At 47.7% G+C, this 14,549-nt stretch carries 11 protein-coding genes, 1 tRNA gene and 1 pseudogene; 9 read left to right on the top strand and 4 right to left on the bottom strand.

What is annotated here, in order from left to right:
* Positions 1-616: 616 nt before the first annotated feature.
* Positions 617-1,075, top strand: coding sequence for a nucleoside deaminase (locus AB3Y96_RS21885; protein WP_072309829.1), 459 nt, complete (start codon positions 617-619; stop codon positions 1,073-1,075).
* Positions 1,072-2,268 carry a cyanate transporter gene (locus AB3Y96_RS21880; protein WP_367300211.1) on the top strand — a complete coding sequence of 399 codons (1,197 nt, stop codon included), beginning with the start codon at positions 1,072-1,074 and terminating at the stop codon, positions 2,266-2,268. The genes AB3Y96_RS21885 and AB3Y96_RS21880 overlap by 4 nt, the downstream gene beginning before the upstream one ends.
* Before the next feature lie 55 nt (positions 2,269-2,323).
* Here the strand turns inward: AB3Y96_RS21880 and yicI are convergent, their stop codons facing one another.
* The 3 genes from yicI to AB3Y96_RS21865 all read right to left on the bottom strand — a co-directional run bounded on the left by yicI (position 2,324) and on the right by AB3Y96_RS21865 (position 6,811).
* Positions 2,324-4,648, bottom strand: coding sequence for an alpha-xylosidase (yicI, locus tag AB3Y96_RS21875; RefSeq protein ID WP_367300210.1), 2,325 nt, complete (start codon positions 4,646-4,648; stop codon positions 2,324-2,326).
* Positions 4,635-6,044, bottom strand: a complete 1,410-nt coding sequence (locus AB3Y96_RS21870; protein ID WP_367300209.1) for a glycoside-pentoside-hexuronide family transporter — start codon at positions 6,042-6,044, stop codon at positions 4,635-4,637. The genes yicI and AB3Y96_RS21870 overlap by 14 nt, the downstream gene beginning before the upstream one ends.
* A 191-nt stretch (positions 6,045-6,235) precedes the next feature.
* Positions 6,236-6,811, bottom strand: coding sequence for a DJ-1/PfpI family protein (locus AB3Y96_RS21865; protein ID WP_367300208.1), 576 nt, complete (start codon positions 6,809-6,811; stop codon positions 6,236-6,238).
* 174 nt (positions 6,812-6,985) lie between these two features.
* Between AB3Y96_RS21865 and AB3Y96_RS21860 the strand changes: the two genes are divergently transcribed.
* The 7 genes and pseudogenes from AB3Y96_RS21860 to AB3Y96_RS21830 all read left to right on the top strand — a co-directional run.
* Positions 6,986-7,080: transfer RNA gene (locus AB3Y96_RS21860), tRNA-Sec, on the top strand.
* Positions 7,081-7,242: 162 nt separating this feature from the next.
* Positions 7,243-8,415 (top strand): tyrosine-type recombinase/integrase, encoded by a 1,173-nt coding sequence (locus AB3Y96_RS21855; RefSeq protein ID WP_367300207.1) that lies wholly within the window; start codon positions 7,243-7,245, stop codon positions 8,413-8,415.
* A 136-nt stretch (positions 8,416-8,551) separates the two neighbouring features.
* Complete coding sequence (locus tag AB3Y96_RS21850; RefSeq protein WP_367300206.1) at positions 8,552-9,439, top strand: hypothetical protein; 888 nt, start codon at positions 8,552-8,554, stop codon at positions 9,437-9,439.
* 30 nt (positions 9,440-9,469) lie between these two features.
* Positions 9,470-10,126, top strand: a complete 657-nt coding sequence (locus AB3Y96_RS21845) for an AAA family ATPase (RefSeq protein ID WP_367300363.1) — start codon at positions 9,470-9,472, stop codon at positions 10,124-10,126.
* Positions 10,123-11,022 carry a hypothetical protein gene (locus AB3Y96_RS21840; protein WP_367300205.1) on the top strand — a complete coding sequence of 300 codons (900 nt, stop codon included), beginning with the start codon at positions 10,123-10,125 and terminating at the stop codon, positions 11,020-11,022. Before AB3Y96_RS21845 ends, AB3Y96_RS21840 begins: the two co-directional genes overlap by 4 nt.
* Before the next feature lie 489 nt (positions 11,023-11,511).
* Positions 11,512-12,677 (top strand): IS3 family transposase gene (locus AB3Y96_RS21835; protein WP_367300204.1). Its coding sequence is split into 2 segments (ribosomal slippage): positions 11,512-11,779 and positions 11,779-12,677, totalling 1,167 coding nucleotides; the frame shifts between segments, so codons are not numbered across the junction.
* 30 nt (positions 12,678-12,707) lie between these two features.
* A pseudogene (locus tag AB3Y96_RS21830) lies at positions 12,708-13,013 on the top strand (hypothetical protein); the annotation flags it as partial.
* 99 nt (positions 13,014-13,112) lie between these two features.
* Here the strand turns inward: AB3Y96_RS21830 and AB3Y96_RS21825 are convergent.
* Complete coding sequence (locus AB3Y96_RS21825; protein ID WP_367300203.1) at positions 13,113-14,534, bottom strand: MFS transporter; 1,422 nt, start codon at positions 14,532-14,534, stop codon at positions 13,113-13,115.
* Positions 14,535-14,549 lie beyond the last annotated feature (15 nt).

The raw sequence follows: 14,549 nt of genomic DNA, 5'->3' as shown, positions 1-14,549 counted from the left end.
AAGACCTAGTTTCATGATAGAGCTGTGAAGGGTTTCGTCCGCCAGTCAGCAAATTTGTTTCCATGAAACCGTCGGTGTAGGCGTCCGAGAAGAGGTTGCCAGCGCGCAACCTCTTCACTCTCGCGCTTTTTACCGTGTTGTTTGGCCGACCGGTCTCGGAGCGCACATCCCTGTGCGCCCTCAACCTGCCACCAGCATCCCTGCTGGCGGCTCTAAAATGCATTCTTTCAACGTGAAAAAGACAAAAGATCTTTTTATCTTTTTAATTGTTTAAGCCTTGGTAGAGAGAGCCGCCGGTACAGGGATGTACCGGCGGAGTTTGGGGCGCCCTGGATGGGCGATACCAAACCGGAGCGGAGATGGCATCTCGGATAAAAGCGCGCGGGTGTTGGGTGCGCGCGCTGGCGCACCCGACTCGGACGCCTTCGACGGAATCTATATGTAAATGCCGCAACGGATAGGCGGTCGAAACGTGGCATCTATCTAACATACGAAACCCTACACCTATCCAGCATAAATCTAGCGAACTCCCCCTAAATCACCATCTAGGCACTATTCCTCCCCCACAATTCAAGATAACCTTACCCTGCTAACTTTTTATTAACAGGAGTCACACATGTCTTCTCATGATGAGTATCTACAGCGCGCGTTAGCGCTGGCGGCGGATAGCGTTGAGCAGGGTGGGCGTCCATTTGGCGCAGTGATTGTGCGTCACGATGAGATTGTTGCCGAGGCCGTGAACACCATTCATCTCAATGGCGATCCAACGGCGCATGCCGAGCTGAACGGTATTCGTGAGGTTTCTGCTCATCTGGGGAGCGCAGCGCTGCGTGACTGTACGGTGTATGCGAGCGGACAGCCTTGCCCTATGTGCCTCAGCGCCATGTATCTGACCGGTGTAAAGGCGGTGTATTTCGCCAACGGCAATCAGGATGGGGAAGAGTATAAATTATCGACCGCGGCTATTTATCAGCAACTACAGCTGCCGTTAGAACAACAATCTTTACCGATTCACCATTTGCCACAACCAAATGGCCGCAAGCTATATGAACGTTGGGTGCAAAAGCAGTCATGAGTCAGACACAGAAACAAAGTTTGATGTTGTTAGTTTTGGTGTTAATTGGTCTGAATATGCGGCCACTTCTTACCTCTATCGGGCCATTATTGCCGCAGCTGCGTGAAGCGAGCGGCATGAGCTTTACCGCCGTTTCGTTATTAACCGCCTTGCCGGTGGTAGCGATGGGCGTATTAGCACTGGCGGGAGGCTGGGTCGATCGCCATATCAGTGAACGCAATAGCGTGGCGCTGAGTTTGCTGGCTATTGCCGTCGGTGCGCTGCTGCGCGAGCTCGCGCCACAAAGCCTCGTGTTGCTAAGCAGCGCACTGCTGGGCGGGATTGGTATCGGGATTATTCAGGCCGTGATGCCTGCGGTAATTAAACGTTCCTTCCAGCGCCGTATGCCGCTGGTGATGGGATTGTGGTCGGCGGCGCTGATGGGCGGTGGCGGTTTGGGTGCGGCGCTAACGCCGTGGCTTGCGCAGCACAGCGATGTTTGGCACCGATCTTTGGCTTGGTGGGCATTACCTGCTGTGATTGCGTTAATCGGCTGGTGGCCGCAGAGTAAAACGCTGGCGCAGCCAATAAAACACGCGGTGTCAGCACAGCCGCTGCGCTTACATATCAGCCCGCGTGCGTGGACGCTGGGTCTCTATTTTGGGCTGATCAATGGCGGTTACACCAGCCTGATCGCATGGCTGCCGCCCTACTATATGCAGCTGGGCTCCAGCGCACAGTTTAGCGGGAGTTTGCTGGCGTTGATGACGGTTGGGCAGGCGGTAGGGGCATTAATGTTGCCAATGTTTGCGCGTCGTCAGGATCGACGCATGCTGCTGCTGGCGGCGCTAATGCTACAGCTGATTGGGTTCTGTGGTTTTATCTGGATGCCTTTGCAGATGTCCGTTCTATGGGCGGTGGTGTGCGGCTTTGGACTCGGCGGTGCATTCCCTTTGTGCTTGGTGTTGGCGCTCGATCACTCGCCTCAGCCCGCGATTGCGGGGCGTTTGGTGGCCTTCATGCAGGGGATCGGTTTTATTGTGGCAGGCTTGTCGCCATACCTTTCTGGATTGCTGCGTAGCCTCAGCGGTAACTTCCTGATGGATTGGATATTCCACGCGTTCTTGGTGGTTGGCTTGATGCTGCTGACGCTGCGCTTTGTTCCATCGCGCTATCCGCAAGAATGGGCTGCGCCCGCCGTCGAACGCCATTAAAAAAACCGCCAGCGTTTCAGGCGCTGGCGGCAGTCTGTTTTGTCGCAAAGTAATGTTATTTGAGCGTGATCGTCAGGCTATTAACCACGTTTGCTGGCGTGATGGTAACGCCCATTTCCCCTGCATCTACTGCGCTGCTTTCCTGTGTTATCGCTCGATGAATATTGCGTAAGCATAGGCTCCAGCGTTGAGCGTTTCCGGTGCTCGAAACAAGCAGCTGATTGCCTTTACGCTGCACGCAAAGCGTAAATTGAGCTTGACCATCAGCGGCTGGAATGACGGCCTTCGCTTGGGTATTTTCTTCTAAGGCAAAAAGGTGGAAACAGGGGCTATCGGCATAGTCATAATCAGGTTTTTGGCTGTTATTACCGATAGCGATCAGGCTGTTAGGGCGCACATATAGCGGCAAACTGTTGAACCCGTGCTGTTCTCGGTGCCAGCCACCGGTGGCTTCTTGATTGCTATAGAGATGTGTCCAGCGGCCCGCGGGCAAATAGACGCTGACGTCACCGCTCTCGCTAAATACCGGGGCGACCAGCAGCGAATCCCCCAACATGTATTGGCGATCCAGATAATCGCAGCCCGGATCTTCTGGGAATTCCAGCATCATAGCGCGCATCACCGGCGTACCTGTTTTGGCAGCCTGAGCAGAGGCGGCGTAGAGGTACGGCATCAGGCGGCATTTCCACTCGGTGAAAAAACGCACCACGTCGCAGGCTTCATCGTCATACGCCCACGGTACGCGGTAGGATTTACTGCCGTGCAGGCGACTATGGCTAGAGAGCAGGCCAAAGGCGCACCAACGTTTGTAAACGTGCGCCGGTGCCGTATTTTCAAATCCGCCGATGTCGTGGCTCCAGAAGCCAAAACCAGACAATCCAAGAGATAATCCACCGCGCAGGCTTTCCGCCATTGATTCATAGGTGGCGTAGCAGTCGCCGCCCCAGTGAACCGGAAATTGCTGCGCGCCGACCGACGCCGAGCGGGCAAATAGCACCGCTTCGTCTTTACCCAATTCTTGCTGCAAGACTTCATACACCAACTTGTTGTAAATAAAGGCGTAATGGTTATGCATTTTTTGTGGGCATGAACCGTCGTGCCATACCACGTCGGTTGGAATGCGCTCGCCAAAATCGGTTTTAAAGCAGTCAACGCCCATGTGGATTAAGCGTTTGAGATGCCCTGCATACCAGTCGCAGGCAGCAGGATTGGTGAAATCAACGATGCCCTGTCCCGGCTGCCATTTATCCCATTGCCATACGTCGCCGTTTGGACGTTTGAGCAGATATCCCTTCTCCATCCCCTGTTTAAACAGCGGTGACTTTTGCCCAATGTAAGGGTTAATCCATACGCATATTTTTAGCCCGCGCGCTTTCAAACGTTGGAGCATGCCTTCCGGATCGGGGAAGGTTTCAGGGTCCCATTCGAAATCGCACCACTGAAATGCCTTCATCCAGAAGCAGTCGAAATGAAACACGTGCAGCGGAAGGTTGCGTTCGGCCATGCCGTCGATAAAGCGGTTAACGGTTTTTTCGTCGTAGTTGGTGGTAAATGAAGTGGTAAGCCAGAGGCCAAATGACCACGCCGGTGGCAGCGCAGGGCGACCGGTGAGGCGAGTATAACGGTCTAGAACCTGCTTTGGCGTTGGGCCGTCAAAGACTAAATATTCTAGATGTTCGCCCTCAACGCTGAATTGCACCTTGGAGACTTTTTCCGAACCCACTTCAAATGAGACACATTCGGGATGATTTACCAATACGCCATAGCCGCGATTGGTCAGATAGAACGGGATATTTTTATAGGCCTGTTCGGTGCTGGTGCCGCCGTCGCGGTTCCACGTTTCTACGTTTTGCCCATTTTTGACGAAAGCAGTAAAGCGCTCGCCGAGGCCATATACGGTTTCCCCCACGCCTAAATCGAGGCGTTCATAGAGATACGTTTTGCCATCTTTGGCATTTTGAATGTAGCCATTGGATTTAGCCACGCTGCCGGTGATGCGCTCGCCGTGACGCAGGAAATCCAGCGCCCAGTTTTCTCCTTTGGTCACCCGAACGCTTAAATCCCCACTGTGCAGGGCGGCGTAATCATCGGTATTTTCCATCCGAATGGTGTGCTCGGTGGCGTGATATAAAGGGTATTGCGGCCCACGTTCTATTCGTCCGGTAAAGTGCGCAATGCGTACACCAATGACTCCCTCCTGTGGAGAAAAAAACCGCAGCGTAAACAGTGGAGTATCCAGCTGTGCTGAGCGCGCGCTGGCTTCACGCGGGGCGGCGTAAATGACCATTTCACGGGCGTGCTGCTCGACTTCAAACACATATAACGGGTGGATGAGGTTGAGTCCTTCATGGATGAGCCAATTGCCGTCACTGATTTTCATGACTTAAATCCTCTGCTGTCTTCATATCTTGAGTAAATTCGTGTTCGTTGCGGCGCACGCCATCGGCCAGCTCTTTTAAAATGCGGTTGATGAACGGCGTACGCAGGGTATACAGGCGAGCGGCGATAAGTGCGCTCAGGAAATAGCAGACGGCGGGAACCAGCGTGAACAGGGCGATAATGCTCATGATAGTGGCGCTGTTTTGCGTGGCGGCACCCGATTGATATCCCGCGCCAGCCAGCATCCAGCCAATCAGTGCGCCGCCGAGGGCGAGCCCCAGTTTTAAGACGAACAGGGTGCCCGCAAAGCTAATCCCCGTGAGGCGTTTGCCGCCTTTCCATTCGCCGTAGTCAACGGTATCGGACATCATTACCCATTGGATCGGGGTGACGAGCTGATGCAATACGCCGATGATAAAGATGAAGATAAACATAGTGATATTGGCGCCAATGGGCACAAAGAACATGGCGACGCTCAAAACGGCAAGAATGGCGTTGGTCCACCAAAACACGCTGACTTTGCATTTCCAATCGGTCAGCGGTTTAGCCGCAGCGCTGCCAAACAAATTGCCCACGCAATAGGTGGTGAGGAACCAAGTAAACACCAGCGGATTACCGAGGATATAGGTGACGTAGTACATCATGGCGCCGCCGCGGACCGAGACGGCCAAGATATTCAGGATGGTGAGTAGGCCAACGATGCGCCATTGGTCGTTGCGAATGATATCGCGCAGATCTTCACGCATGCTGCCCTGCGTTGTTCCTTCATCGCTGATGCGTTCTTTGGTGGTGGCAAAGCAAATAGCCAGCATGATGACGGCAACTAAAGCGAGTACTGCAATACCGCCTTTAAAGCCGAACGCTTGATCGCCTTTACCAATAAAACTGACCAGCGGCATCATGAGAACGGTGCTTAACATACCGCCCGCGGTAGCCAATACGAAACGATAGGATTGTAGAGAAATGCGTTGGGTTGGATCGGCCGTAATTACGCCGCCTAACGCACAGTATGGGATGTTGACGACGGTATACATCAGCGTCAGCAAGGTGTAAGTGATAGCGGCATAAACCATTTTACCGGTTAGGCTGAGTTCCGGCGTGCTGTAGGCAAATATGCACACGATGCCAAAGGGGATCGCGGCAAACAGCACATAAGGCCGGAATTTACCCCAGCGGGTACGGGTACGGTCAGCGACTAACCCCATGATAGGGTCGGAAATAGCATCTAGTGCACGCGCTAGCAGGAACATAGTGCCGACGAAGCCCGCGGGAATACCAAAAATATCCGTATAAAAAAACATCATGTATAACATGACATTATCAAAAACAATATGGCTTGCGGCATCGCCGAGGCCATAGCCGATTTTTTCTTGTTTTGACAGAATGTGGCTGCTCATATGTCCCTCTGAAAGCGTTCGCATCGTGGATTCGATACGCCATTCTTAGGGCAAGGATAAGCCGCTAACCATTGTGTTTTTTTATTCTGAAATTATGTTTTGTGTTTTATGTGATCGGGATAACCCGTTTTAAAATAAAATAATTAGATGGGGGAATATGGCGCAACAAATATATCTGTCACGCCTATTTATTAGGCGTGTGTTCGCCAGAAATCGTAATAGATATGGTCTACCTGAAAATCAATATTGCTTGCGTTACCGGTGAGTTTCCAGCCGAGGTGGAAAGCAAAATCAAAAGCAACACCAAGCCCTTTTCCACTGAGCAGATTGCCATCTTCAACAATTTTTTCGTCCACGTAGATGCCGTCTTTAACATCCTGATGCAGATCGCCTGAGCAAGTATAGCGGCGGCCATTGAGAAGATTATTTCCCCCCAAAACGCGTGCGGCCGCAGAGCAGATAGGGCAAATCCATTTTCCTGCGGCGTCATGACGGCGAATAAACTCCACAACCAGCGGATTAGCAGCCAGATTTACCGTCCCTTCAGGCCCGCCAGGAATAACGACGGCGTCAAAGGTTTCATCCATGCTGCGTTCGAGAAGCACATCGGCAAACATGCGAATGTTGTGATAGCTGGTGAGCTCCAACATATCCTGACAGGCCAAGGTGGTTACGTGGATGTCCAGACGGCGCAAAACGTCGATGGTCATGATCGCTTCTGCTTCTTCAAACCCTTTCGCCAGTAGTACAGCGACTTTCTTAGACATGGTATCTCCCTGTAAATAAGGTGATGGCTATTTATGCAGCAAAGGGTACCAAACTTGTGTTTATTAAAATAAAACGTTGTTTTATTTATGAAGAAGACATCGCGAAACTGGGATTTTCCGCTTAGCACGTAGGGTTTTTCAGGGTATAATCGCCGACTCTTCAGATCTCCCAATGGAAGATCATCGTCCCCGGTGGGGCGGCTGGACTTCAAATCCAGTTGGGGCCGCCAGCGGTCCCGGGCAGGTTCGACTCCTGTGATCTTCCGCCAATTATCGTCTCGCCATGTCCGACAAAGTCATTTAAACCCATTATTTACAGCAAGTTATCTAATAGCGTCATCCGTATCAGTCCGAGGGGATCTCCCTAAATCCACGAAAAATATGTATAGTGGTGTGTATAATTTTTTTATACACAGATTTCACTTATACACATGCCACTTACAGACATACAAATCCGACGCGCTAAGGCACAAGACAAGCCCTACACCCTCAATGATGGACAAGGCTTATCCTTGCTCATAAATCCCGACGGGAGCAAAGGATGGAGGTTCCGCTACCGGTTTGCAGGAAAAGCCCGGTTAATGTCATTTGGTTCCTACAGTCTCGTCTCGCTTGCAGAGGCACGCGACAAACGCGAGACAGCACGCAAGCAGGTGGCAAATGGCATTGATCCAGTCGAAGAACGCAAAGCTCAAAAGCTCGCACAGCAGCTCTCAACAGAAAACTCATTCGAAGTTATATGCCGGGAGTGGCACACAAATAAAGCAGATCGTTGGACGGTGGCTTACCGCGAAGAAATCATTAAGACATTTGAGCAAGATGTTTTTCCGTACATTGGTAAGCGCCCCATTAGTGAGATAAAACCACTGGAACTGCTTGAAGTGCTGCGACGAATAGAGAAGCGTGGAGCACTAGAGAAAACACGTAAGGTGCGTCAGAGGTGCGGTGAGGTTTATCGCTACGCAATCATAACTGGCCGTGCTGAGTACAATCCTGCGCCTGATTTAGCTATCGCTCTGGCCGTTCCTAAGCAAAAGCACCATCCATTTTTATCCGCTGAAGAGTTACCCCACTTTATCCGAGATCTTGAAGCCTACACGGGCAGCATTATTACTAAGAATGCGACGAAGATAATCATACTTACAGGTGTGCGAACTCAAGAGCTACGCTTTGCTACGTGGGACGAGGTAGATCTCGAAAAAGGGATATGGGAAATACCGGCAGAACGGATGAAAATGCGTAGGCCTCACATCGTTCCTTTATCCACTCAGGTAATTGACCTCTTTAAGCAGCTCAAACCTATTACCGGTCATTATCCCTACATTTTTATTGGAAGAAACAACCGCAGTAAACCAATCTGTAAGGAAAGTGTGACACAAGTGATTGAGTTACTTGGCTACAAAGGCCGTGCTACAGGTCACGGTTTCAGACACACAATGTCGACAATATTGCATGAACAGGGATTTGATAGCGCGTGGATTGAAATGCAGTTGGCGCATGTAGATAAGAATAGTATTCGCGGTACGTATAACCATGCCCAGTATCTTGAAAACAGAAAAAAGATGATGCAGTGGTATTCAGAACATATAGTCATTCCCCAGTAGATTTTTTTAAAATAAATGCATACATACCATCTTTTTTAGATATAAGGAGTAACAATGATAAATCCCAAAAACATATACTTCAGCAGGAAAAACGAAAATGCCGAAGTAATTTTGCACATTAATGATGTTACAAAATATGGAAAAAAAACATCTTAATAAAAGCATCTATATTTTAGATATAGACATGTATCTTCAGAAAGAACACAATGATAAAAATAAATATATAGACGAAGAAATTAAAAGCTCAATGAAAATGTTATTCATTGGCGCAGACACAAATGAATCTGATTTATTCGACATTTTATTTAGAACAGATATATCCTTGCATGCCGTCAAAAAGGAATTAAAATATGATTTTATATCCCAAATGTCTGAAGATGGTTATAGGTATATTAGTAACAAACTAGTACTAAGTGAATCTTTATCTCTACTAAAATCCATTAAGGATTTTGGCGTAAATTACAACATAATAAGAAACAAAGCATATATTGAAAGATATTCAGACAAAACCTTCTTTATGTTGTTACTGGATAGCACTTTTAGTACGTATGCATTTAATTATGGCTATAAATATTTCAATGCGGATGATGGGGTTATTTACCAAATACAACCACCTTCTTCTTTTACTATACACACTGAAAATAACAGCACATATAATTTAAACCTAGAGAATAGAACGAATATTAAAATCCCAATCCATTCATTAATTGGTAAAAATGGTAGTGGTAAGACATATTTAATGAATAACATTATAAAGCAATCCATTTCCTCGGATATAGGCATCAGGTCACCGGGGGCGGTATTTAGCCGAATGATTGTTTTATCTAATACAATTAATGACAAATGTTACAGGCCAGCAAATGTAACAAGAAACAAGACAAAATTAAATAATTATCACTTTGTATCCATAACATCTGAGAAATATTATAATAAAATCTTTCCAAGAGGTAAAAAAATAACACTACTCTCTCTTTTAGATAAGATACAAAAGAGAGATTCAAATAAACGAGGTAGTTTTGAATAGGGATATTTTCTTGATAAAGTTACACAAGAAATTATCCCCAATTACTCTTTTTCAATAAAGACAAATCTCGAAGAGCATTTTTATGCTAGCTTTTCCGAGTTAACTGGCCGCTATGGTTTAATTAGTTTAAGCTCTAATTTAGATCTAATAACAAACTCAGAAATCGAATATGCTCTTCCTGATGTAGATATCCAATTCTACAATAATGATGGACCTTTCACTTTAAGCTCTGGTCAGTTATCATTTTTAGTTAGCATGTTTTCTCTAATTTCCACGATAGAAAGTAATAGCTTGATACTTATAGAGGAGCCTGAAAATTTTTTACACCCAAGTTTGTTAACTCATTTTATTAATTTATTAACACATATTCTCAGGGACACTAATTCTATAGCGATTATAGCCACTCATTCTGCTTTAGTACTGAGAGAGATTCCATCAGAGCAAATTACAATTTTGCATAGACGGGATAATAAAACGCAATATCAAACTCCGAAAATAGAAACTTTTGGAGCAGACACACACCAAATAATGATAGATGTATTTGGCGACTTATACTCCAATGCATTATTCAGAGAGGAACTGTCAAATATTGCTAGAAATAAAACAATTAATGAGATACTAGTGCAGTATGCTCATTTACCTTCTGATGTATTAAATAAAATAATACTGGAGAAGAATTCAAAATGAGAATACTATCTAAACCCAATGGCTTTGATGAGATAATTAGAAACTTAGATTTAAGATCTTCTCTAGACTCCATTTTATCTCTCGATGAGCCAAGTGGAATTTCTGGCTTAAGAAATAAAAAAGATGATCTCATTAGTGAAATGAATAATTATCACTACGAAATGAGTCAGAATGGTCACTTATCGCATAACGCTAGAAAAAACCTATCAAAATACAAAACAGTACTTGGCTGGATATATTACAACCCAAGCAAAATAAGAAAAACAGAATATATAGATTCTATTCGACAACTCTATGCTCAAAGCGGGTTGCTATGTCCTTATTGTGGGGTATCCCCTTGCCGAACGTTAGATCATTACTATAATCAAGCATTATTACCTCAGTTCTCATTTCTTCCAGATAATTTCATACCATGTTGTGGAGACTGCAATAGAGATAAAGGATCAAAAAAATCCTTTAGTAAATGGAGAAGATTCGTCAATCCCTTCTATGATGATTTTTCATTATTGGAAAGAGATGAGCCGCTTATATATGTGATCTTTAAAGAAAGACCGAATATCGGTATTGATATGAATTATGTTATTACAGCCAATCACAATCTCAATTTTATCATAAGAAAGCAAATAAATTATCATATAAGAACAGTAAAAATCCCACTCTGGCACAATGAAGCAATAAGCAACTCCTTCTGGAGAAATGCTAGGGATTTAAGAAACCATAGAAATCTACTATTGGGAGGGTTAGTAAATCACGCAACTTACAACATTATCTTAAACAATTTTATTGAGAAAAACCCCGAGTTTAATTATGACTGGGAATATATTATAAGATATTCACTTGTTAAGCTCAAAGTCAATCATTGGATATATAACAGCACACTACCAAAGTTAGTATAATTAGTTTTAATATAGTAATTACTCTTATTGGCCTCGAAAATGATTACATCATAATCGGGGTCAAGATAGTCCACAAAGAAATAATAGTGTTATTAAATCACCTGTGAGTTAACTTTTATTTATTTCATAATAGTTAATTATGATATTTCAGAGGAAAAGAAAAAATTCACACAACGGTCGCGCGCAATGCTCTCCCCGCCACGCCTGCCCGCTTCATGGGTCGGTTTTAATGCAGGTGCATGAACACCCCGGTGCCGCACCAGCTCTGGGGTGTTCAGGTGTGAAAAATACGGGGTTTTACATGCAAAACCATGCACCGTAATGCATGGTTTAATTGAATTAAATAGCAGTATTTTGTAGCGGATTTTAAACGGGGTTTTGCTGTTTCAGTTCTTCCAGCCGGTGCGCGTAAACACGGTTCTGTAGTGGTTTAATAATCCAGGACACCTCATGAGTCAGCTAAAGTAGCGATAAACAATGAGGTAACCCATGACACAGATAAAAAAAACCAATCGAAAATTTTCACCCGAATTTAAGCTCGAAGCCATTGAACAAGTCATCAGGCATCATCAACGCGTGGTGGACATCGCCCGGGCGCTGGAGCTTGACCCCAGCCAGTTGTGTCGATGGATAAGACAATATAAAGCTGAAATGTCAGGCATTACTCTGCCCGGCACGGTGGCTCTGACACCCGAACAGCGTGAAATCCAGCAACTGAAGGCCCGGATAAAACAGCTGGAAATGGAGAAAGAAATACTAAAGCAGGCGGCCGTGCTGATGAGCGAGTTACCGTTCAAACCTGCGCGTTAATCACACGGCTGAGCCAGAAGTGGCCGGTCGCAGAGTTGTGTCGGTTGCTGAAAATATCGCGCAGTGGCTACTACGCCAGTCTTCACAAAACAGTGGATGTCCGGCGGATGAAGCTGCGCAGTCGTCTTCGGGAACTGCATGCTGAAAGTCGTGGCAGCGCAGGTAGCCGAACGCTGAGTACGCTGTTACGTCAGGAAAATCTGAACGTGGGACGGTGGCTGGCACGTCGCTTGATGAAAGAGTGTGACCTGGTCAGTTGTCAGCTTGGTGAACACCGTTACCGGGGCTGTAAAGAAGAAAGCGCCGCTTCATCAAACCTGCTCAGGCGAGCGTTCAGTCCATCGGTGCCCAATCAGGCCTGGTGCGGGGATATCAGTTATCTACGCATAAATGGTGGATGGTGCTATCTGGCGGTGGTGATGGAGCTGAACTCACGGCGCGTGGTGGGTTCGGCAATATCAGGTTCACCAGATGCAGAACTGGTATGCAAAGCGATGAGAAATGCGCTGGAAAGCCGACATATCCGGGGGAGATTACTGTTCCACAGTGATCAGGGGAGCCAGTACAGCAGTAAGAAGTTCCGGCAGCTCCTGTGGAGAAACGGTGTCGTCCAGAGCATGAGTCGTCGGGGACACTGCTGGGATAATGCGCCGATGGAGCGGTTCTTCAGGAGTCTGAAAAGCGAATGGGTCCCTCGCCGGGGCTACAGAGATACAGATGAGGCAATGGCAGATATAAGCAGATGGGTGAGTTATTACAATACCCGTCGGCCTCACACGCATAACGGAGGGGTATCGCCCTGCGAATATGAAAACCAATGGAAAAGGACTAACAGAGTGTCCTGAATTAGTTGACCACTACAAAGCGGAGACGGTATGACAGATAAATACTTAACCCAATCCCCGGCAGGCGAATTTGTTATGTTTGCCAGCGATGACGGTGAAGTTCGTGTTGAATGCCGCTTTGAGCAAGAGACGTTATGGCTCTCTCAGGCAACCATCGCAAGCCTTTATCAGATCACTCCCCAGGCCGTTACACAGCACATTAAAGCGATCTATGAAGAAGGCGAACTTGAACAAAATTCAACCTGTAAGTCTTACTTACAAGTTCAACAGGAAGGTAGCCGCCAAGTAAGCCGCAATAGGCTTCACTACAGCCTGCCTGTTATTCTCGCCATGGGCGAATCTTTCATCTGAACGAAAAGCCTCTGACTTCAGAAGCTTTTCTGTTATCTGCTACAGGTCCGGCCCGTTTAAGCGATGTCCCGCTAGACAACCCTGTCACCTCGCGGCAGCCGGTTGTTCATTGTTTTGAGCGACGGGCAGAGGAGCGTTTAGCTGTGATTTCCGTTTCCCAATCTCTTCAATGATCAGCGCAAACCGCGTTTCGTTGAGCTTGTAAAAGAGTCCCATCGTGATTGCCGCGATAATCGCCAGCCCGCAGGGCCAGAGGAATATCAGCTGGCGCAGACCCAGAAGCGTGCCTGTGCTCTGAATCGCGTTTGGCACATAGCCGATTTGCGTCAGCATGATGCCGGGCAGGAAACCCGCCAGCGCCGCTGAGATTTTGCGCGAGAAGGTATAGCCGGTATACACCGAGCCTTCTGCGCGGATCCCCGTTTTCCACTCGCCGTAATCCACGGTGTCCGGTACCAGCGCCCAGTTCAGGCTGTTGACAAATGCGGTGCCAAAAAAGGCCATGCAGGAAAACAGCACAAACAGCACCGAAGTACTGCCAAAGGTAAAATTCAGCATATCGCCAACGGCCCATAAGATTAGCCCGCCGAGATAAACCTGTTTCTTGCCGAAGTGTTTTACCGCAGTAGGTACCAGAAACACGCCAATCAAAATACAACCCATACTGAAAAAGCCCATCCATGCGAGAAGATGAACATCATTGAGCACGTACTGGGTGTAATAAACCTGAATGGCGAGCTTGATGTTAAACGCCGCCAGCGAGCAAAGATTGGCGATGCACAGCACCAGCAGCGGCGGATTGCGGAAGATAGCGCAGAACGATTTCATCATGCTGGGTTTGTGATAGCCGGGCGTGATCTCCACATAGCGTTCCTTGACGCCGCTGTAGCACCACCACATGCAAAATAATCCGCCAGTGGCGAATAACAGCGCCGCCACTAAATAGCCGAGCGACGGTTTTCCCACGAACATCGCCTGAACCGGCATAAACCCGACCGTACACAGCAGCAGCCCAAGCGTCGCGCCGCCCTGACGCCAAGCCGCCAGATGCGCCCGCTCCTGCGGATTTTTGGTGATCGCCGGCACCATCGCGCCGTAGGAGCAGTTCATCAGGCTGTAGAACAGGCCAAACAGCATAAACAGCACCGTGGCGAGGGCTGTTTTGACCGTCAGACTGAAGTCGTTCGCCATAAACTGCGCCGAGGCGACGATTGCCACGGGCAAGGCGGCATACAGAATAAACGGCCTGAATTTCCCTTTCGCATCAATATTGCGCCGTGAATCCAGCAGTACGCCGGTCAGCATATCGGTGAACGCCGTAAAGAACTTCGCCACCAGAAAGATAATGCCGCCGTAAAACGCGGGCATCCCCAGCTGGTCGGTATAGAACTTCAGCAGATACAACGTGCCGATGCTCAGCATCAGGTTAGAGCCTAAATCGCCGATGCCGTAGGCGCATTTCTCGCGCAGGCTCAGCGGCAGGGTTAGCGGATCGTGAGTGCTCATGGGCTTTATCTCGTT

Source organism: Hafnia alvei (assembly GCF_964063325.1).
Lineage (GTDB): Bacteria > Pseudomonadota > Gammaproteobacteria > Enterobacterales > Enterobacteriaceae > Hafnia > Hafnia alvei_B.
The sequence above is the reverse complement of the archived record's forward strand: the minus strand, read 5'-3'. Positions and strand labels throughout refer to the sequence as shown.

Excerpts from the sequence above, each read along its gene's own strand:
- AB3Y96_RS21885 (WP_072309829.1), top strand. The coding sequence starts at position 617 with ATGTCTTCTCATGATGAGTATCTACAGCGCGCGTTAGCGCTGGCGGCG.
- AB3Y96_RS21880 (WP_367300211.1), top strand. The coding sequence starts at position 1,072 with ATGAGTCAGACACAGAAACAAAGTTTGATGTTGTTAGTTTTGGTGTTA.
- yicI (WP_367300210.1), bottom strand. The coding sequence starts at position 4,648 with ATGAAAATCAGTGACGGCAATTGGCTCATCCATGAAGGACTCAACCTC.
- AB3Y96_RS21870 (WP_367300209.1), bottom strand. The coding sequence starts at position 6,044 with ATGAGCAGCCACATTCTGTCAAAACAAGAAAAAATCGGCTATGGCCTC.
- AB3Y96_RS21865 (WP_367300208.1), bottom strand. The coding sequence starts at position 6,811 with ATGTCTAAGAAAGTCGCTGTACTACTGGCGAAAGGGTTTGAAGAAGCA.
- AB3Y96_RS21855 (WP_367300207.1), top strand. The coding sequence starts at position 7,243 with ATGCCACTTACAGACATACAAATCCGACGCGCTAAGGCACAAGACAAG.
- AB3Y96_RS21850 (WP_367300206.1), top strand. The coding sequence starts at position 8,552 with ATGGAAAAAAAACATCTTAATAAAAGCATCTATATTTTAGATATAGAC.
- AB3Y96_RS21840 (WP_367300205.1), top strand. The coding sequence starts at position 10,123 with ATGAGAATACTATCTAAACCCAATGGCTTTGATGAGATAATTAGAAAC.
- AB3Y96_RS21825 (WP_367300203.1), bottom strand. The coding sequence starts at position 14,534 with ATGAGCACTCACGATCCGCTAACCCTGCCGCTGAGCCTGCGCGAGAAA.